Here is a 12,879-nt window from a genome sequence, read left to right on the forward strand (position 1 = left end):
GACCTGCCTGGTCGGTGCTAGCCGGCGGTCCCTGCGCTGCTGGCGTCACCGGCAACGACGGCCAGCCCGCGGCCGTCGAAGCAGGTCCGCGTGCCGGTGTGGCAGGCTGCGCCAACCTGGTCGACGCGGACCAGCAGGGCGTCGCCGTCGCAGTCCAGCGCAACGGACTTCACCCATTGCACGTGGCCGGAGGTGTCGCCCTTGCGCCAGTACTCCTGGCGGGAGCGGGAGTAGAAGGTCACCCTCCCGGTGGTCATCGTCCGGCGCAGCGCCTCGTCGTCCATCCAGCCCAGCATGAGCACTTCGTTGGTGTCGAACTGCTGCACGACGGCGGCCACGAGGCCTGCGCTGTCGCGCTTGAGGGCGTCCGCCACTTCAGCGGGAAGGGCGGGCACGGGGGCGGGGGCGGGCTGCTCAGACATCAGACCAAGTCTAGTGCCTCACCGCAGTGTGACGATCAGGGTCAAAATCGGCGGCACTTCCACTGCGCAACTCGCGGCCTCTCGTGCTAGTTTCACAAGTGATGCATTTCGTCGACCCGTCCCGAGAAGTCCTGGCCGAAACCCTGCTGGCGGCCGGTCCTGACTCCCCCACGCTCTGCAGGGGCTGGCGCACACGCGACCTCGCCGCGCACCTCTACCTGCGCGAACGCAAGGCCGGTGTGGGGCTCGGCCTCATTATCAAAAGCCTCGCAAGAGCCTCCGACGAGGCCACTGCGAAGCTGGCCGCCAAACTCAAGACCTCCGAGGACTACACCCGGCTGGTCAACGCCTTCCGTGCCGGTCCCCCGGCCCTGTCGCCGCTGAGGATCAGGGCCCTGGCCGAGAGCTCCAACCTGATCGAGTACTTCGTGCACACCGAGGACGTCCGGCGCGCCGTGGACCGGTGGGCTCCCCGGGCACTGGACGAGGAATACTCCGATGCCCTGTGGGATGAACTCGTCAAGCGGGCAGCCATCCTGTACCGCGGCGTGGACCTGGGCATCGTGCTGGTGCGTCCTTCCGGTCCGCGGCATGTGGCCAAACGTGCTCCCGTATCGGTGGCCATCGTGGGCGAACCGGGCGAACTGCTGATGCACGCCCACGGCCGCACCCGCCATGCGCTGGTGACGTTCGAAGGCCAGCCGGACGCCGTCGCGCTCCTGCAGTCAGCCGAAGTCGGACTGTAGGGACTAGCGGACTTCGAAGCCTGCTTCGCGGATCGCCGTCTTGACCTGCGAAATCATGTCCACCGGCCCGAAGTGGAAGATCGACGCCGCCAGGACGGCGTCCGCACCGGCCGCCACGGCGGGCGGGAAGTGATCGGGCCGGCCGGCACCGCCGGACGCGATGATCGGCACCTTGACCGCCGCACGCACCAGGCGGATGAGTTCGATGTCGAAGCCGTCCTTGGTGCCGTCAGCATCGATGGAGTTGAGCAGGATTTCGCCTACGCCGCGGTCCGCGGCTTCGCGTGCCCACTCGATGGCGTCAATCCCGGTACCCTGCCGGCCGCCGTGCGTGGTGACTTCAAAGCCGGACGCAGTGGGCTCGGAACCGGGGCGGGTGCGCCGGGCATCCAGGGACAGCACCAGGACCTGGGACCCGAAGTGCCGGGTGATTTCGTCGATGACGTCCGGCCGGGCGACGGCGGCAGTGTTGATGGACGCTTTGTCCGCCCCGAAGCGCAGGAGCTTGTCCACCTCGGCCACGCCGCGGACGCCGCCGCCGACGGTGAGCGGGATGAAGACTTCCTCGGCGGTGCGGCGGACCACATCGAAGGTGGTCTCGCGGTTTCCCGATGAGGCCGTCACATCCAGGAACGTCAGTTCGTCCGCCCCGCCGTTGTCGTAGCGGTGCGCAAGCTCCACGGGGTCGCCGGCGTCCCGGAGGCCCTCGAAGTTGATGCCTTTGACCACGCGGCCGGCGTCAACGTCCAGGCACGGAATTACGCGCACTGCTACAGCCATGATTTCTCCTGGTGATTCGCTGTTGGGAGATGCGGTGCCCGTCCGTTGGAAACGGACCGCACTGTGACGGGCCGGCTCAGATCCGGCAGGCGTGGATGCTGCTGACCAGGATGGCCCGGGCACCGAGGTCGTAGAGCTCGTCCATGATCCTGTTGGTTTCCTTCTTGGGAACCATCGAGCGGACGGCAACCCACTCCGAATCACGCAGCGGCGAGACGGTGGGTGATTCCAGGCCCGGCGTGAGGGCCGCAGCCTGCTCGACGAGTTCCTTGCGGATGTCGTAGTCCATCAGGACGTACTGCCGGGCTACGAGCACGCCCTGCAGGCGACGGATCAGGACTTCGATTTCCTTGGCCGTGCCGTTTGCGGAGCCTTCCTGGCCGGTGCGGCGGATCAGCACGGCCTCGGACTTCAGGATCGGTTCGCCGAAGATTTCCATTCCGGCGGCCTTGAGCGTGTTCCCGGTTTCGACGACGTCGGCAATCGCGTCCGCGACGCCGAGCCGCACCGACGATTCGACGGCACCGTCCAGGCGGACCACCTTGGCGTTGACGCCGCGCTCGGCGAGGTAGCCGCGCAGGAGGCCGTCATAGCTTGTGGCGAGGCGTTTGCCTTCGAGCTCTTCGACCTTGCTGAAGTCGCCTACCGGGCCGGCGAAGCGGAACGTTGAGGCGGCAAAGCCCAGGGGCAGCAGTTCCTCAGCCTCCACCTCGGCGTCCAGGAGCAGGTCGCGGCCGGTGATGCCGACGTCGAGCGTTCCGCGTCCGACGTAAACAGCGATGTCCCGCGGGCGCAGGAAGAAGAATTCAATGTCGTTGTCCGGGTCCACCATGACCAGCTCGCGGGTATCGCGGCGCTGGCGGTAGCCGGCTTCGGACAGCATGGCCGAAGCCGCTTCGGACAGGGATCCCTTGTTGGGGACGGCAACACGCAGCATGGGGGTCTTTCTGGGGTTAGGAAGTCTTGGTTACAGGCAATCGGCCACGCTCAGCATGGCTACAGATGCTTGTAGACGTCTTCCAGGGTCAGGCCTTTGGCGAGCATCAGAACCTGCAGGTGGTACAGGAGCTGGGAGATCTCCTCGGCGGCGGCCTCATCGGATTCGTATTCGGCAGCCATCCACACTTCGGCGGCTTCCTCCACGACCTTCTTGCCGATGCCGTGGACTCCGGACTCCAATTCTGCGACGGTGCGGGAGCCTGCCGGACGGGTGGCTGCCTTCTCACTCAGTTCTGCGAACAGCGTCTCGAAATTCTTCACGCCCTCCAGCCTACTTGCTCCGGGCCTGACCCCGCCTGTCGGGCCGTTCCATGACGGCGCCGATGTGAGGTAATGCACAGGTCCGGAGCAGGCAGTGGAACGGCTAGCTGTACTGCTTCAGGGTCACCGCAGTGGCCAGCGCGGCGGTGACAGCCTCATGGCCCTTGTCTTCCTTCGAGCCCGGCAGGCCCGCGCGGTCCAGGCCCTGCTGCTCGGTGTCGCAGGTGAGCACGCCGAAGCCAACCGGGACGCCGGTGTTGACGCTGACGTCGGTCAGTCCCATGGTGGCCGCCTCGCAGACGTACTCGAAGTGCGGTGTTCCGCCGCGGATCACGACGCCGAGCGCCACGACGGCGTCGAAGTGCTTGGCGAGCCGGGCTGCTGCCACGGGGAGCTCGAAGCTGCCCGGCACCCGCAGGACGGTGGGCTCGCTGATTCCGGCGTCCTTTGCGGCCCGGAGCGCGCCGTCCAGCAGCCCGTCCATGATCTGGGTGTGCCAGCTCGCGGCCACGATGGCCAGCTTCAGTTGCGACGTCTCCGCCGGGTTAAGGGTGGTGAGGTCAATCTCCGGCGCGCCGTGTCCACTCATCTAAAAGTCTCCTGGTTCGTTCTTTTGGGGTCGGTCTTGGTGCTGAAATCGGTCTTGGTGCTTGAGTCAGTCTTGTTCGTGCTGGTATGGCGCCTGGCCGGCCGACGGCGACGCGGCCACCGGTTCAGCGTCCTGGCTGTCCAGGACGAGCCGGTGGTCCATCCGGTCCTTTTTGGTCTGCAGGTAACGGATGTTCTGCTCGCGCGAGGGCACCTCGGTGGGAACCATTTCGACGACGGTGACGCCGGCGTCCGCCAGCCGGTTCTGCTTGTCCGGGTTGTTGCTCAGCAGGCGCACTTCGTGCAGTCCGAGCTCGGCCAGGATCTGCGCGGCGGCGTTGTAGCAGCGGGCATCCACAGGCAGGCCCAGCTGCTCGTTGGCTTCAACGGTGTCGAAGCCGGCTTCCTGCAGGGCGTACGCCTTGATCTTGTTGGCAAGGCCGATGCCGCGGCCTTCCTGTCCGCGCAGGTACAGCAGCGTGCCGCCTTCCTCGCTGATCTTCTCAAGGGCGTACGCCAGCTGTTCGCCGCAGTCGCAGCGGTACGAACCGAAAACGTCGCCGGTGAGGCATTCCGAGTGCAGCCGCACCAGCGGCGCCTTGCCGTCCACGGGCGGAATGGGCGAACTGACGGCGAGGTGCTCGATTCCTGTCACCAGGTCGGTCCAGGCCTGGGCCACGAAGACCCCGAATTCGCTGGGCAGCTGGACCACGGGTCCGCCGCTGACCGGGTGCGGCCGGCGCCCCGCCTTAACGTCTTTTCGTGCCTCTGAAGCCGTCATCGCATCTCCTCGTTCCCTGCCGGCGCTGCCACCGGTCCGCCCGGCTCTGCTGTTTCCAGGTATGCCACCAGATCCTCGATCGAGATCAGCGGGCACCCGTGCTCAGCAGCGAAGCCGCGAAGTCCGTCCAGGCGCATCATTTCTCCGTTGTCGTACACCACCTCGGCGATCACGCCCACCGGCTCCAGGCCGGCAAGCCGGCACAGGTCCACGGCCGCTTCGGTGTGGCCCGGGCGTTCACGCACTCCACCGTTAACGGCCCGCAGCGGGAAAACATGCCCGGGACGGGTGATCGATTCCGGCCGGCTGGCGGGATCTGCCAGTACGCGGGCGGTGAGTGCACGGTCCGTCGCGGAAATTCCCGTGCTGACGCCAAGGGCGGCATCGCAGGACACCGTGTAGGCCGTGCCCTTGGAGTCTTCGTTGACCTCGACCATGGGCGGCAGGAGCAGGGCATCAGCCCGGGCTCCGTCGAGCGGTACGCAGATGACCCCGGAGCTGTAGCGGACGGTCCAGCCCATCAGCTCGGGAGTGGCGTGCTGGGCAGCGAAAATGATGTCGCCTTCATTTTCGCGGTCCTCATTGTCCACCACCAGCACCGGAAGGCCGGCCGCCATGGCGCGGACGGCGTCCTCGATCGGGTCAAGGAGCGTGTTGCCTGACAGGACATCCGCAGTGGCACCGGGTCGGGGCGTGTTCTTGAGCTGGCTCACTTGGACTCCCCCGCTCCGGCTGCAGCAGCGGCGGCGTCAGCGCCGGTGGCGGCGCCCCCGGCAAAGGCGAGCAGCCGTTCCGTGTACTTGGCCAGGACATCGACTTCGAGGTTCACCTTGCTGCCGGACTTCTTCGCCCCCAGGCCCGTGTCTGCCAGGGTGGTGGGAATGAGGCCCACTTCGAACCACGGGGCAGGTTCCGACGCATCGCTGACGGCAGTGACCGTGAGGGAGACGCCGTCGACGGCGATGGAGCCCTTTTCGGCGATGTAGCGGGCAAGGCGCACGGGCACGCCGAACCGCAGGCGGTCCCAGTTGCCCAGTGCTTCGCGCTCGAGGAGCTCGCCCACCCCGTCCACGTGGCCCTGGACAACGTGTCCGTCGAGGCGCCCGCCGGCAGGAACGCAGCGCTCCAGGTTGACGGTGTCGCCCGCCTTCAGCTCGCCGATGGTGCTGCGGACCAGGGTCTCACCCATGACGTCGACGCTGAAGTCCTTGCCGTCGATGTCCGTAGCGGTCAGGCATACTCCGTTGACGGCCACCGAGCCTCCCAGGGCCAATCCCTCTGTGCTGGTGGGCGCATGGAGGCGCACCGTGGCACTGACGGCGCCGTCGCGTTCTACGGACAGGACCCTGCCCTGTTCGGCAATAATTCCGGTAAACATCAGTTGCCTCCTGTGGCGGTGCCCGCGCCGGTGCGGTGCGGTAAGGATTCGGGTGAGCTGGTGAGGGATGAAATCAGTTCCGGGGCGGCTGCCTGTTCGGCAGGCGCATGCTCGGTATGCGCGGATACTGTGTGCGCAGCTACGGTGTCGCCCGGGAAGAGGTGGAGCCGCAGGTCCCGGCCGAGGGTCTGAACGGCTCCCCCTGATGCCTGGTCCCAGTCCCAGGCCTGGGCCTCTGCGAGGGTGCTGATGCCGAGGTCGCCGAGGGCTGCCGTGCCGGACCCGAGGAGGGTGGGCGCGAGGTAGACGATCAGTTCGTCCACGAGTCCGGCGGCGAGGAAGGCGCTCAGGATGCTGGACCCGCCTTCCACCATGACGTGGCGGACCCCGGCGGCGAACAGCCGGGCCAGGGCTTCGTGCGGGTCCCGGGTGGGCAGGTGCAGCACACGGCCGTCATCCCCGTGGATGGCGGCGTCGTCGGGAATTCCCCGGAGGCCCATGACGGCGCGCAGCGGCTGGCTGCCGGCCGGCCGGCCGGACGAATCCCGGGCGGTGAGCCGCGGGTTGTCCACCAGGAGCGTCTGCGTGCCTACCAGGATGGCATCAACCCGGCTGCGGAGTCCGTGGTTGTCGGCGAGGGATTCGGGGCTGGAGATCCACTGGCTGGTGCCGTCAGCCGCCGCGATGCGGCTGTCCAGGGTCTGGGCAATGTGGAGGGTGACGAAGGGGCGCTGGCCGAACACGGCTTCAAACCAGCGGCGGTTCAGCTCGTAGGCGGCGCGGGCGGAGAGGCCGGAACGGACGCGGACGCCCGCGGCGCGCAGCGTTGCGGCTCCGCCGGCGGCAGGATCGTGGGGGTCGTCCACGGCGTACACCACTGAAGCGATGCCGGCGTCAATAATTGCCTGGGCGCATGGCCCGGTCCGTCCGCAGTGGTTGCAGGGCTCCAGGGTGACCACCATGGTGGATCCTGCCAGGTCGATGCCCTTCATGCCGGCCTGGGCAATGGCATCGGCCTCCGCGTGCGCCGTACCGGCGCCACGGTGGTAACCGGTCACCAGTTGCCGTCCATCGGATCCGATGACGACGGCGCCCACGAGCGGGTTTGCCCCGCGGGGACCGTGGAGCGCTGCGGCGAGGGCAGCCTCCATGGCGTCGATCTCGGCAGCACTGAACTGGTCCGTAGTCTGCGGCGCTGTTGTCTGCGGCGTCAAAGCGTTCGTCGTTCCTTCCCTCGAAACCGAGTTGGCTCCGGGGGTATACGACAGCGCAATACCGCACCGCCGAAAGGGCAGTGCAGTAACAGCTGTACGTGCTTCTCTCATCCAGACTTTAACTGTCGGTACCGGAATTTCACCGGTTCAACCGTCCGCCGGACCAGTTCCCCAAAAGGATCTGTGCCGGCTCGCGGGTCGCGGACTGTCACCGCCGGTTCGGACTTACACCGACCCCGGAGCACGTAGTGTGTGTTGTTATTCTGTCACAACTGAGTGACTGGTCCGTGTATTCCCGTCAGACTCCGTCATGATTGCGAAACAGAGCCGGAGCCGGCTGAAACCGGGCGCGAGCCGGCTGCCCGAAGGCGGTCAATCGCCGTCGCGGGGTCCTCCGCGCCGTACACCGCGGAGCCTGCAACAAACACGTTGGCGCCGGCTTCGGCTGCCCGGACAATGGTCTCCTCGGTGATGCCTCCATCCACCTGCAGCGCTACCCCGGTGCCGGAGCCGTCGATCGCTGCGCGGGCACGCCTGATCTTCGGGAGCGTCAGGTCGAGGAAGGACTGGCCGCCAAAACCGGGTTCCACGGTCATGATCAGCAGGAGGTCCAGTTCCGACAGCATGTCCAGGTAGGGCTCCACCGGCGTCCCGGGGCGCAGCGCCATTCCGGCCTTGGCCCCGCGCGCGCGCAGTTCCCGGGCCAGTTTGATGGGGGCGATCGACGCTTCAACATGGAACGTTACTGACGCGAGTCCCGCGTCCGCGTAAGCGGGCGCCCAGCGGTCGGCGTCGGCGATCATCAGGTGCGCGTCCAGCGGCACCGGACTCACGGCCTGGATGCGCTGCACCACGGGCAGGCCAAGGGTCAGGTTCGGCACAAAGTGGTTGTCCATGACGTCAACGTGGACGGCATCCGCGTTGCTGATTCTGCGCAGCTCTGCCTCAAGGTTGACGAAGTCGGCGGAGAGAATGCTGGGGTTGATGCAGCACTGAGCCATGTCGGCTCCTTTCACTGAAGGCTGAGGGATCAGGGTTTTTTGTGGATGAGTGCCAGGAACATGGCGTCCGTGCGGTGGACATGCGGCCACAGCTGGGCGGTCAGGTCATGGCCGGCCTCCAGGTGGCCGGACAGGCTCACCTTGTCCAGGGCAGCACCGGCGTCGAGCAGTTCCAGGTCGTCGCGCTTGCGCAGCGCATCGGTTACGACCGCGGTGGTCTCGGCGGGGTGCGGCGAGCAGGTCACGTACGCCACCACGCCGCCGGGCCGGACAGCGTCCAGTGCCGACTTCAGCAGTTCGCGCTGCAGCGGGCCCAGATCCGCGAGGTCCTTGGGCGTGCGTCGCCACCGCGATTCGGGCCTGCGCCGGAGGGCGCCGAGTCCGCTGCAGGGAACGTCGACGAGCACGCGGTCGAAGGTACCCGCCATTTCAGTACCTACGTCGCGGCCGTCGCCGGTGCGGACATGCCACACCTCATGCGGGACGGCGGCCAGGGCCTGCCGTACCAGCTTGGCACGGTGCGGGGCGGGTTCGTTGGCCAGCAGGGTGGCACCCTGCTGCCGTGCGAGGGCACCCAGCAGGGCCGCCTTGCCGCCCGGTCCGGCGCAGAGGTCCAGCCATTTCTCGCCGCCTTCGCCGGCGGACTGTGCCTCCGGAGCCGGCGCCAGGTCCACGGCTGCCATGGCGCGGGCAACCAGCTGCGAGCCGACGTCCTGGACCCTGGTGCTGCCTTCCCGCACCGATGCCAGCCGGCCGAGGTCGCCGCCACTGGACAGGGCCGAGCCTTCCACCAGCTCGCCGGCAGTGGCTCCGCCTTCCAGTGCTTCGTCAAGGCTTCCCAGCCCGGGCAGGGCGACGAGGTTGACCACCGGTGCGGCGTTGTCCGCCTCAAGGAGTTCGTTGATTTCGGTGACCGGGCGTCCGTGTGCCACCAGGGACTGCCGCAGGGCGCGGACAATCCACTCGGGGTGGGCGTAGCGGATGGACGCCACCCGGGTTTCGTCCTGCTCGTCGCTGAGGAGAAGCTCCAGCCACTCGTCCAGGGTGTGGGCTGAGACTTTGCGCAGGACGGCATTGATCAGGGCCGACGGGCCGGCCCCGATGACCGCGCGCGCCAGTCCCACGGTCTGGTCCAGGGCAGCGTGGGCAGGTACGCGCATGGCCAGCAGCTGGTGGGCGCCGATCCGAAGGGCGTCCAGGATGGCCGGATCCAGCTGGTCCAGCGGCCGGTCGACGCAGCGGGCCAGGACGGCGTCATAGGTTCCCTGGCCGCGAAGCGCCCCGTAGCTCAGCTCGGTGGCAAACCCGGCGTCACGCTTGTCCAGGCCGTGGTGGCGGATCCGGGCCGGCAGGACCAGGTTGGCATAGGCGTCTTCCGCCGCGACCGCACGCAGCACTTCAAACGCCACCAGCCGGGCCGGGTCGGCACGCCGGGTGCGCTGCGAAGGGGCATTCTCGGTGAAGTTCCGCTTGGGGCCACGGTTGCGTTCCCTGCCCTGGGCATCCCGCTGGCTGCCGCTGCGGCTGTTGCCGGATCCGCCGGATTGCCCGCCGCCGCCTGTTCGCCCCTGACGGGGGGTCCTGCCGCGGCTGCTGCCGCCCGTTCCGGACTCACTCATTCGAATACCACGCCTTCCAGTGCTGCCTGTCCGCGCGCCCAGTCGGCGGCGGCCATCATCTTTTTGCCCGAAGGCTGGATCCGCGTCAACTCAACGGGATGGGAACCTGTCCCCACCAAAACGCTCTTGCCGTCGAGCAGCACCTGTCCCGGCTTCTGCGCCGGCGCCCCGGCCCTGAGTACAACGGGGTCGAGTTTGACCCGCTGCCCCTCCAGTGTGGTCCACGCCCCTGGTTCGGGCGTGACCCCGCGGGTCCGGCGCCCGATGGCAAGGGCGGGCTGGTGCCAGTCGATCCGGCCGTCGTCGATGCCCAGTTTTGGCGCCAGGGACACGTCCCCCGACTGCGGAACAGCAACCGCCCGTCCGGCCTCGATCGCCGAAAGAGTCTGGGCGAGCAACACGGCGCCGCTATGGGAAAGCCGTTCCAGGAGTGCCCCGGAGGTGTCGTCAGGACGGACAGCTTCGGTCAGGGTGCCGAAGACCGGGCCGGTGTCCAGCCCCTCCTCGAGCAGGAACGTGACGGCGCCGGTGATGTCGTCGCCGGCAATGACCGCGCGCTGCACGGGCGCGGCGCCGCGCCAGGCGGGGAGCAGGGAGAAGTGCAGGTTGATCCAGCCGTGCCGCGGAACGTCCAGCGCGGCGCGCGGAATGAGGCCGCCATAGGCGACGATGGCCGCGGCATCCGGTGCCGTGGCGGCAATCCTTGCCGTCACGTCCGCGTCCACCTTCGCCGCATGGATCACCTCGATGCCGAGTTCGGCGGCGCGGGCGGCAACGGGCGACGGCGTGAGCACGCGTTTGCGTCCGATCGGAGCGTCCGGACGGGTCAGGACGGCGACGACGTCAAAGCCGGCCTGCACCAAAGCGTCCAGGGAGGGGACCGCGACAGCGGGCGTCCCGGCGAACAGGACCCTCACTCGGCGGCGCCGAAACTGCCGCCGCCGAAGCTGCCGCCGCCAAAACTGGAGCCGACAGTCTTGGCCCGCTTCGACGTCGTCCGCTCGGTAATGGCGTCGTAGTTGGCGTTGCGGATGGAACGCAGGGCGGCCTTGCGGTCTTCGCCCTCGAGCCTGTCCGTGAACAGGATGCCGTCCAGGTGGTCCGTTTCGTGCTGGAAGCAGCGGGCCAGCATGCCCTCGCCGTCCACCGTGACGGGGTTTCCGTGCAGGTCGACGCCGGTAACCCGGGTGGCGCGGTGCCGGCGGACCGGGAAACCGAGGCCAGGTATGGAGAGGCAGCCTTCCACTTCATCGGGCTGGAAGTCGTCGCTGTTCTCCAGCACCGGGTTGATGATGTGGCCTTCCACTCCGCCGATCCGGTAGGTGAAGACCCTCTTGCTGACGCCGATCTGGGGTGCGGCCAGTCCTGCACCGTCCACGTCTTCCATGGTTTCGGTCATGTCGGCGACGAGCTTTGCGAGTTCCGGCCCGAATTCCGTCACGGGATCGGCAACTGTGCGCAGCACAGGGTCGCCGATGATGCGGATACTCAAAATGGCCATGTGCAATCTGTCCTTCGGTGGTGCTGGGTGAGCTGTACGGGATCCAGTCCAGTTTAGTTGGCCGGCTACCTGCCGGGCACAGCCTGCAGTGCGGGCGCTGCCACAGGCAACGGCGGCGGCGCCAGCGGGAGCAGGGCTGTTCCGGCGCTGACGGTGTCAGCCGACATCTCCCAGACGCGCCGGAGGGCGCAGAACTTCCACCAATGGTGCTTGAGCACCTCCGGGTTGGCACGCATCGGCCGGACCTCCGTCTCCCCGATGGCGACCGCCAGCAGGATCGGGGATTCGCCGTGCTGCCAGGGCTCCCACTCCCCGGCGACAGGATCAACAAGGCTTTCCTCGGCCTTCATTCCGGCCACCAGCTGCATCACCACTTTGTCGTCCAGCGGCTTGACCGTGCCGTCCCGGGATGTGCCCTTGGTCTTGTAATCAATGATGCAGGTCCTGCCGTTGATCCTGGCTACAAGGTCCAGGGTGCCCGCATAGCCCACCGTCTTATTCCAGACGGTGACTTCGGGTGCGACGGGCTCCACGCCAAACAGTTCCCACCACTCATCGAACCGCGCCGCAAAGCCTTCCTCGCCGTTGGCTGCCAGCGCCTCCCGCGTTTCCTTCATCTGATGCGGCCGCCCGAGGGCCCTGAGCGCAACCTGTTCACAGTAGTTGTGCACCCGGTCGCCTCGCCGGGCAGCATCGTCACGGTAGGTTTCCGCTGCCTTGGCAGCGCGGCTGACCGCCTGGCGGACCTTTGCGGGGCTCCCCAGGATCCCGGGAAGCAGCGGATCGCTGGCCAAGCTGTTTGCCCCCATGTACCCGAACCAGCCGTCGAGGCCGTGCGGCTGCTGGCCGATGACGGTGGTAATGGACGGCACGGAAAACGACTCGGAGGTCGAGCGTGCATACATCCGCCCGTAGTCCGTGGCGTGGGCAAGGAGTGGATCAGTCATGCAAACACTCTTTCATGAAGGGCTGACAGGATTACCCGGCGGCAGGAGACGTGGCCGGAAAGCGAAATGGCCCGCCCCGCTGATTCAGCGGAACGGGCCATTCATTGGTGGGCGATACTGGGTTCGAACCAGTGACCTCTTCGGTGTGAACGAAGCGCGCTACCACTGCGCCAATCGCCCCAATGCCATTGAATGCTAGCCCACCCTGGCGGCATTTGGAAATCGAGCCCCTCGACGCCGAAACGAACCGTCGAATTACACGGCTGTCATTAGCTTTATCCCCTAGATTCCAAGGAAAAAAGGGCATCGGGCGCCGAGGACAAGGCGCCGATTTGTAAGTTCCCCGAACCTCCTATAGAGTTCTTACTCGTTGGAACGCGAGGAAATGCCGAATGCGGCACGGAAATGCTGACAATAATGCGGACGTAGCTCAGCTGGTAGAGCACCACCTTGCCAAGGTGGATGTCGCGAGTTCGAATCTCGTCGTCCGCTCGCAGGACACTGTCATGGCAAAGGTTCCCAGGAACCTGGCTTACACGGTGGGTTGGCCGAGAGGCGAGGCAGCGGCCTGCAAAGCCGTATACACGGGTTCGAATCCCGTACCCACCTCGGTGAAAACCTTGGTATCCGGTTCATCCCGGA

15 protein-coding genes, 3 tRNA genes and 1 riboswitch are annotated in these 12,879 nt (G+C 67.1%); of the genes, 3 read left to right on the top strand and 15 right to left on the bottom strand.

Annotated elements, in window-relative coordinates:
• Positions 1-17: 17 nt before the first annotated feature.
• Positions 18-422, bottom strand: a complete 405-nt coding sequence (gene hisI / locus BS38_RS0110640; protein ID WP_028270782.1) for a phosphoribosyl-AMP cyclohydrolase — start codon at positions 420-422, stop codon at positions 18-20.
• A 101-nt stretch (positions 423-523) separates the two neighbouring features.
• On the opposite strand from hisI, the gene BS38_RS0110645 reads away from it, so the two are divergent.
• A complete protein-coding gene (locus BS38_RS0110645) occupies positions 524-1,168 on the top strand; it encodes a TIGR03085 family metal-binding protein (protein WP_028270783.1) in 645 nt (214 codons plus the stop codon).
• 3 nt (positions 1,169-1,171) lie between these two features.
• Here the strand turns inward: BS38_RS0110645 and hisF are convergent, their stop codons facing one another.
• From hisF to BS38_RS0110715, 14 genes are all read right to left on the bottom strand, one after another.
• A complete protein-coding gene (hisF, locus tag BS38_RS0110650; RefSeq protein WP_028270784.1) occupies positions 1,172-1,948 on the bottom strand; it encodes an imidazole glycerol phosphate synthase subunit HisF in 777 nt (258 codons plus the stop codon).
• Positions 1,949-2,024: 76 nt separating this feature from the next.
• Positions 2,025-2,885: an ATP phosphoribosyltransferase gene (gene hisG, locus BS38_RS0110655; RefSeq protein WP_028270785.1), complete on the bottom strand. Its 861-nt coding sequence runs from the start codon at positions 2,883-2,885 to the stop codon at positions 2,025-2,027.
• 59 nt (positions 2,886-2,944) lie between these two features.
• Positions 2,945-3,208 (bottom strand): phosphoribosyl-ATP diphosphatase, encoded by a 264-nt coding sequence (locus BS38_RS0110660; protein ID WP_028270786.1) that lies wholly within the window; start codon positions 3,206-3,208, stop codon positions 2,945-2,947.
• Positions 3,209-3,311: 103 nt separating this feature from the next.
• A complete protein-coding gene (gene ribH / locus BS38_RS0110665; protein WP_011691538.1) occupies positions 3,312-3,797 on the bottom strand; it encodes a 6,7-dimethyl-8-ribityllumazine synthase in 486 nt (161 codons plus the stop codon).
• A 66-nt stretch (positions 3,798-3,863) separates the two neighbouring features.
• A complete protein-coding gene (gene ribA, locus BS38_RS0110670; RefSeq protein ID WP_028270787.1) occupies positions 3,864-4,577 on the bottom strand; it encodes a GTP cyclohydrolase II in 714 nt (237 codons plus the stop codon).
• Positions 4,574-5,242: a 3,4-dihydroxy-2-butanone-4-phosphate synthase gene (ribB, locus tag BS38_RS24940; protein WP_156037110.1), complete on the bottom strand. Its 669-nt coding sequence runs from the start codon at positions 5,240-5,242 to the stop codon at positions 4,574-4,576. The genes ribA and ribB overlap by 4 nt, the downstream gene beginning before the upstream one ends.
• Positions 5,243-5,286: 44 nt before the next feature.
• Positions 5,287-5,955 carry a riboflavin synthase gene (locus tag BS38_RS0110680; protein WP_028270789.1) on the bottom strand — a complete coding sequence of 223 codons (669 nt, stop codon included), beginning with the start codon at positions 5,953-5,955 and terminating at the stop codon, positions 5,287-5,289.
• Entirely contained in the window at positions 5,955-7,106 is a 1,152-nt protein-coding gene (gene ribD / locus BS38_RS0110685) for a bifunctional diaminohydroxyphosphoribosylaminopyrimidine deaminase/5-amino-6-(5-phosphoribosylamino)uracil reductase RibD (protein ID WP_051628853.1), read from the bottom strand. The genes BS38_RS0110680 and ribD overlap by 1 nt, the downstream gene beginning before the upstream one ends.
• Positions 7,107-7,264: 158 nt before the next feature.
• Positions 7,265-7,417, bottom strand: a riboswitch (FMN riboswitch).
• Positions 7,418-7,477: 60 nt separating this feature from the next.
• Positions 7,478-8,170, bottom strand: a complete 693-nt coding sequence (gene rpe / locus BS38_RS0110690; protein ID WP_028270791.1) for a ribulose-phosphate 3-epimerase — start codon at positions 8,168-8,170, stop codon at positions 7,478-7,480.
• A 29-nt stretch (positions 8,171-8,199) separates the two neighbouring features.
• The gene (locus tag BS38_RS0110695; protein ID WP_028270792.1) at positions 8,200-9,789 is read right to left on the bottom strand and encodes an RsmB/NOP family class I SAM-dependent RNA methyltransferase; all 1,590 of its coding nucleotides are present in this window, start codon (positions 9,787-9,789) and stop codon (positions 8,200-8,202) included.
• Positions 9,786-10,706: a methionyl-tRNA formyltransferase gene (fmt, locus tag BS38_RS0110700; RefSeq protein WP_028270793.1), complete on the bottom strand. Its 921-nt coding sequence runs from the start codon at positions 10,704-10,706 to the stop codon at positions 9,786-9,788. Before fmt ends, BS38_RS0110695 begins: the two co-directional genes overlap by 4 nt.
• A complete protein-coding gene (gene def, locus BS38_RS0110705) occupies positions 10,703-11,290 on the bottom strand; it encodes a peptide deformylase (protein WP_028270794.1) in 588 nt (195 codons plus the stop codon). Before def ends, fmt begins: the two co-directional genes overlap by 4 nt.
• Positions 11,291-11,355: 65 nt before the next feature.
• Complete coding sequence (locus BS38_RS0110710; protein WP_028270795.1) at positions 11,356-12,237, bottom strand: hypothetical protein; 882 nt, start codon at positions 12,235-12,237, stop codon at positions 11,356-11,358.
• Between the two features lie 105 nt (positions 12,238-12,342).
• A tRNA-Val gene (locus BS38_RS0110715) sits at positions 12,343-12,417 on the bottom strand.
• A 239-nt stretch (positions 12,418-12,656) separates the two neighbouring features.
• Between BS38_RS0110715 and BS38_RS0110720 the strand changes: the two genes are divergently transcribed.
• Positions 12,657-12,729: transfer RNA gene (locus tag BS38_RS0110720), tRNA-Gly, on the top strand.
• A 46-nt stretch (positions 12,730-12,775) separates the two neighbouring features.
• A tRNA-Cys gene (locus tag BS38_RS0110725) sits at positions 12,776-12,846 on the top strand.
• The last annotated feature ends 33 nt before the right edge of the window (positions 12,847-12,879 follow it).

The sequence above is a fragment of the Arthrobacter sp. UNC362MFTsu5.1 genome (assembly GCF_000685965.1).
In the GTDB taxonomy this organism is placed as follows: Bacteria; Actinomycetota; Actinomycetes; order Actinomycetales; family Micrococcaceae; genus Arthrobacter.